This window comes from Candidatus Termitispirillum reticulitermitis (assembly GCF_054655775.1).
This window is the reverse complement of sequence record NZ_BAAIHG010000219.1, coordinates 1-626: the sequence shown is the minus strand read 5'-3', so window position 1 is coordinate 626 and position 626 is coordinate 1. Positions and strand designations below refer to the sequence as shown.

1 protein-coding gene is annotated in these 626 nt (G+C 42.0%); it reads left to right on the top strand.

Going from position 1 to position 626, the window contains the following annotated elements; all coding sequences use genetic code 11:
• The first annotated feature begins 156 nt into the window (after positions 1-156).
• Positions 157-600 carry a tRNA (adenosine(37)-N6)-threonylcarbamoyltransferase complex ATPase subunit type 1 TsaE gene (tsaE, locus tag AC1MDJ_RS08395; RefSeq protein WP_479690457.1) on the top strand — a complete coding sequence of 148 codons (444 nt, stop codon included), beginning with the start codon at positions 157-159 and terminating at the stop codon, positions 598-600.
• Positions 601-626: the final 26 nt, after the last annotated feature.

The window sequence follows — 626 nt, the reverse complement described above, 5'->3', positions numbered from 1 at the left end:
AAGGCATTCTGCATCTTGCCTAGCGTTTTATATGCAGATTATTCATTCTGTTTATAGCTATAATGTCTTTCGTTCTCTGTTACATTGATATTTATGCTGATATAGCTTGGCGTGAAACGCAATGAGGCGTATAGGCTAGCGCAGGAGCTATGAAATATGAATGAGCAAGTATGGATATCAAATAGTCGTGAAAGCTCAAGGCAGCTAGCCCGGCAGCTTACCACTCTAATGCTTGCGAACAGCAACATAAGGTATGTATTGTTGACAGGCGGACTTGGAGCGGGCAAAACGACTCTAGTGCAGGATATTCTTGCGTATCTTGGTAGCACCGATATAGTTACAAGTCCGACATTCTCTATATGCAACACGTATAAAGCAAGAGGTGGCGGAATGAGAGTGTTGCACTCAGACCTATACCGCGTAGAAAGCATAACAGAGCTGGAACAGACAGGTTTTTTTGAGCTAGCGGAAAGTTGCGACCTTGCCTTGATAGAGTGGGGGGATAAACTAGACCTAGCTACTACACTGCCAAGCTATATCAGCATAAATATCAATGTAACAGAGAACGAAAGACATTATAGCTATAAACAGAATGAATAATCTGCATATAAAACGCTAGGCAAGAT